Genomic DNA, 4,216 nt, shown 5'->3' on the forward strand with positions numbered 1-4,216 from the left:
GATGATGGCCAGCCGCGGCCGCGCCGCCCGCCTTGGACCGCGCAGCGTGGGCCATCTGGACCCCGGCGCGGTATCTGCCGCGGCGCTGCTGGACAGCCTCGCGCACTGGGCCCGGCGCCGTGCGGAGGGGTCGCGCCCATGACCACCACCCCCCGCCAGCCCCTGCGCTTTGGCGAGGACCCGCTGCTGTGGGCGTCCTGGCTGTATTACCAGGAGGGCCTGACCCAGGGCGACATCGCAACCCAGATGGGCGTGTCCCGCGCCTCGGTGAACGCTTATCTGGCGGATGCGCGCACCCGCGGCATCGTCTCGATCGAGATCGACCCCGAACGGTTCCGCGCGCTGAGCCTGGCGCAGGCGATGCAGGACCATTTCGGCCTGACCGACTGCCTGGTGATCCCGTCCGAAGGCGGCGACAGCCCGCTGATCGACCGGCTTGGCGCGGCCGCGGCACAGGTGCTGTCGCGGCTGGCGCGATCGGCCGACACGATCGCGGTGACCTGGGGACGGACCGTCCTGTCGATGGCCAGTCGCGTCGACCGCGCCGGGCTGCAGGACCTGCGCGTGGTGCAGGCGACGGGCGGGACCACCGCCAAGATCCCCTGGACGCCCGAAGCCTGCGCGACGCGGCTGGCGGAATCGATGGGCGCGCGGTGCATCCCGATCTCGGCCCCGGCGATCGTGTCGTCGCCCGACATGCGCGCGCTGCTGCTGCGAGAGCCGGTGGTCGCCGAACAGATGGCTGTGCTGGCGCAGGCCAACCGGATCGTGCTGGGCATTTCCTCGCTGCGGCCGGAAAGCACCATCCACAGCAGCGGCTTTTTCGACGACGTGGCCATGCACGCCCATTACCACGCCGCGGTGGGCAGCATCGCGGGGCGGCTGATCGACGCCCAGGGCCAGCCCGTCGACGGTCCGCTGGAGGGGCGGACCATCGGCATCGACCTGGGCGGTCTGCGGTCCGTGCCCTGCCGGATCGGCGTTGCAGGCGGCATGGACAAGGTCCAGGCGATCCTGGCCGCGCTGCGCGGGAACTACATCAACGTGATGGTGACCGATGCCGACACCGCCCGCGCCATCCTGACCTCCGAAGGGCATGACGACACGCCTGCGCGGCGCCGCGACCAGGCAGCCCAGCCCCTGCCCGAACGCCTGCGGGTCAAGAAGTTCATCAACCGCCCCCAGGACGCCGTGAACGAGACGGTGGCCGGCGCGCTGCTGGCGCATGAGGACATGCTGGCCCCCATCACCGGCGCGCCGCGCGCCCTGCGGGCCACGGGCGCCCCTCGGGCCGGAAAGGTCGGCCTGGTCATCGGCGGCGGGTCGGGGCACGAGCCGGGGTTCTTCGGCTATGTCGGGCGCGGGCTGGCGGATGCGGTGGCGATCGGCAACGTCTTTGCCGCACCGCCGCCCGACCCGATCCTGGCGGCGACGCTGGCCGCGGATGGCGGGGCGGGCGTGCTGCACATCTTCGGCAACTTCTCGGGCGATCTGATGAACTTCGAGATGGCGGCCGAGATGGCCGCCGCCCGCGGCGTGCCGGTGCGCACCATCGTGACCACCGACGACATCGCCTCGGCCCCCGTCGACACGCGGGCGGCGCGGCGCGGGGTGGCGGGCAATGTCTTCGTCTTCAAGGTCGCGGGGGCCGCCTGCGACCGGATGCTGCCGCTGGAAACCTGCGCGGGGCTGGCGCTGCGCGCCAACCAGCGCTGCTACACGATGGGGATTGCGCTGGAACCGGGCGCGTCCGTTGACAGCCAGAAGCCCAGCTTTCGGCTTGGCGCAGGTGACATGGAGATCGGCGTGGGCGTGCATGGCGAACGCGGCATCGCCCGTGCGCCCCTGGCCAGCGCGGACGGCGCCGCCGACCTGATCGTGGACCGCATCCTGGACGAGATGCGCCCCGCCGAGGGCGACCGGGTCGCCCTGTTGGTGAATTCGCTTGGCGGCACGCCCAAGATGGAGCTGTACATCCTGAACCGCCGGCTGCGTGAACGTCTGCGCGCACGGGGCGTGCAGGTGCATCGCACGCTGATCGGACATTACTACACCTCGCTGGACATGGCGGGCGTGTCGATCACCGCGCTGCACCTGGACGAGGAACTGACCGCCCTGATCGACCACCCCTGCCATTCCCCGGCCTGGACGCAGCCCTAGGTGGCCCGTCGCGGCCTGCAACCCAGCCATGCCTTGCCGATCGCCGCGCAAATCGCCATGTTAGCGCCTGACAGACCTGAAAGGATGACCCATGACCGCCCGCCGTTTCGATGCCGTGATCTTTGATCTGGATGGCACCCTGCTGGCCACCGAACAGATGACCATCGAGACCGGAGAGGCGGCGCTGGCCCGCATGGGGCGCGTGGCCCCCGACGGGCTGCTGGCATCGCTGGTGGGCATCGACGAGCCGACCTCGCGCGGGATCCTGCGCGACCACCTGGGCGCGGATTTCGACTTTCCGCACCTGGACCGGATGTGGGCCGAGGCGATGATCGAACGGCGCGACCGCGACGGCATCCCGCTGCGCCCGCATGTCCACACGCTGCTAGACGCGCTGCGGGCGGCGGGACTGCCCTTTGCCATCGCGACCTCCAGCACCGGCGATCAGGCCCGGGAAAAGCTGGCGGCGGCGGGGCTGACCGACAGCTTTGACATCGTGGTGACGCGCAGCGACGTGCCCAGCCCCAAGCCCGCCCCCGACGTCTATCTGCTGGCGGCCCGGCGGCTTGGGATCGAGCCTGCCCGCTGCCTGGCCTTCGAGGACAGCGATGTCGGCGCCATCGCCGCACGCGCGGCCGGGATGACGGTCGTGCAGGTGCCCGACATGGTGCCCCTGTCGGGAGAGAACGCTGACTTTCTGGCGACCGACCTGATCGCGGGCGCCCGGGGCATCGGCCTGCTGGCTGCCTGACCCGGTTGTGGCCCCCGCGGCGCCCCGCTAAGGTGGCGCTGTGCCCGAGGGATCGATGACCGACACCAAGCCCGCCTACCAGGTTCTGGCCCGGAAATACCGGCCCGAAACGTTCGCCGACCTGGTCGGACAGGACGCGATGGTCCGCACGCTGAAGAACGCGTTCGCCGCCGACCGCATCGCGCAGGCCTTCATCATGACGGGCATCCGCGGCACCGGAAAGACGACCACCGCGCGCATCATCGCCAAGGGCATGAACTGCATTGGCCCAGATGGCCAGGGCGGCCCCACGACCGAACCCTGCGGCGTGTGCGAGCATTGCGTGGCGATCGCCGAAGGCCGCCATGTCGACGTGATGGAGATGGATGCCGCGTCCCGCACCGGCGTGGGCGACATCCGCGAGATCATCGAATCGGTGCATTACCGGGCCGCGTCCGCGCGCTACAAGATCTACATCATCGACGAGGTCCACATGCTGTCGACCAGCGCGTTCAACGCGCTGTTGAAGACGCTGGAGGAGCCGCCCCCGCATGTGAAGTTCATCTTTGCCACGACCGAGATCCGCAAGGTGCCGGTGACCGTCCTGTCACGCTGCCAGCGCTTCGACCTGCGCCGGATCGAGCCCGAGGTGATGATCGCCCTGCTGCGCCGGATCGCCGCGGCTGAGGGTGCGACGATCACCGACGACGCGCTGGCGCTGATCACCCGCGCCGCAGAGGGATCGGCCCGCGATGCGACCAGCCTGCTGGACCAGTCGATCAGCCATGGCGCGGGCGAGACCACCGCAGACCAGGTGCGCGCGATGCTGGGCCTGGCCGACCGCGGCCGCGTGATCGACCTGTTCGAGATGGTGATGCGCGGCGACGCTGCATCGGCGCTGACCGAGTTGCAGTCGCAATATGCCGATGGCGCCGATCCGGTCGCGGTGCTGCGCGATATGGCCGAGATCGTGCACTGGATTTCCGTCGTCAAAATCACGCCGGACGCGCTGGAGGATCCGACGATCTCTCCGGACGAACGGTCGCGGGGCAAGGACCTGGCCGACCGGCTGCCGATGCGGGTCATGTCGCGGATGTGGCAGTTGCTGCTGAAGGCGCTGGAGGAGGTCTCCGCCGCGCCCAACGCGATGATGGCCGCCGAGATGGCGATCATCCGCCTGACCCATGTCGCCGACCTGCCCGACCCCGAGGCGCTGATCCGCCGCGTCCAGCAGGCACAGACGGCAGGAGAGTTCGCGCGCGGACCTTCGGTGGCGGGCGCGCCCGCGGCCCAAGCCCCGCAGGCGATGCGCCGCGCCCGCCCCGC

At 70.5% G+C, this 4,216-nt stretch carries 4 protein-coding genes; all 4 read left to right on the forward strand.

What is annotated here, in order from left to right:
• The first annotated feature begins 4 nt into the window (after positions 1-4).
• Positions 5-142: a DAK2 domain-containing protein gene (locus FHD68_RS19945; RefSeq protein ID WP_246071285.1), complete on the forward strand. Its 138-nt coding sequence runs from the start codon at positions 5-7 to the stop codon at positions 140-142.
• A complete protein-coding gene (locus tag FHD68_RS17820; RefSeq protein WP_127898994.1) occupies positions 139-2,160 on the forward strand; it encodes a bifunctional sugar-binding transcriptional regulator/dihydroxyacetone kinase subunit DhaK in 2,022 nt (673 codons plus the stop codon). Before FHD68_RS19945 ends, FHD68_RS17820 begins: the two co-directional genes overlap by 4 nt.
• Before the next feature lie 91 nt (positions 2,161-2,251).
• Positions 2,252-2,911, forward strand: a complete 660-nt coding sequence (locus tag FHD68_RS17825; RefSeq protein ID WP_046001056.1) for an HAD family hydrolase — start codon at positions 2,252-2,254, stop codon at positions 2,909-2,911.
• A gap of 55 nt (positions 2,912-2,966) precedes the next feature.
• Positions 2,967-4,216 (forward strand): DNA polymerase III subunit gamma/tau (locus tag FHD68_RS17830; protein WP_139086435.1); only part of this gene is annotated, 1,250 nt, incomplete at its 3' end.

Origin of the sequence: Paracoccus marcusii (assembly GCF_006151785.1) — a bacterium.
Taxonomy (GTDB): domain Bacteria; phylum Pseudomonadota; class Alphaproteobacteria; order Rhodobacterales; family Rhodobacteraceae; genus Paracoccus; species Paracoccus marcusii.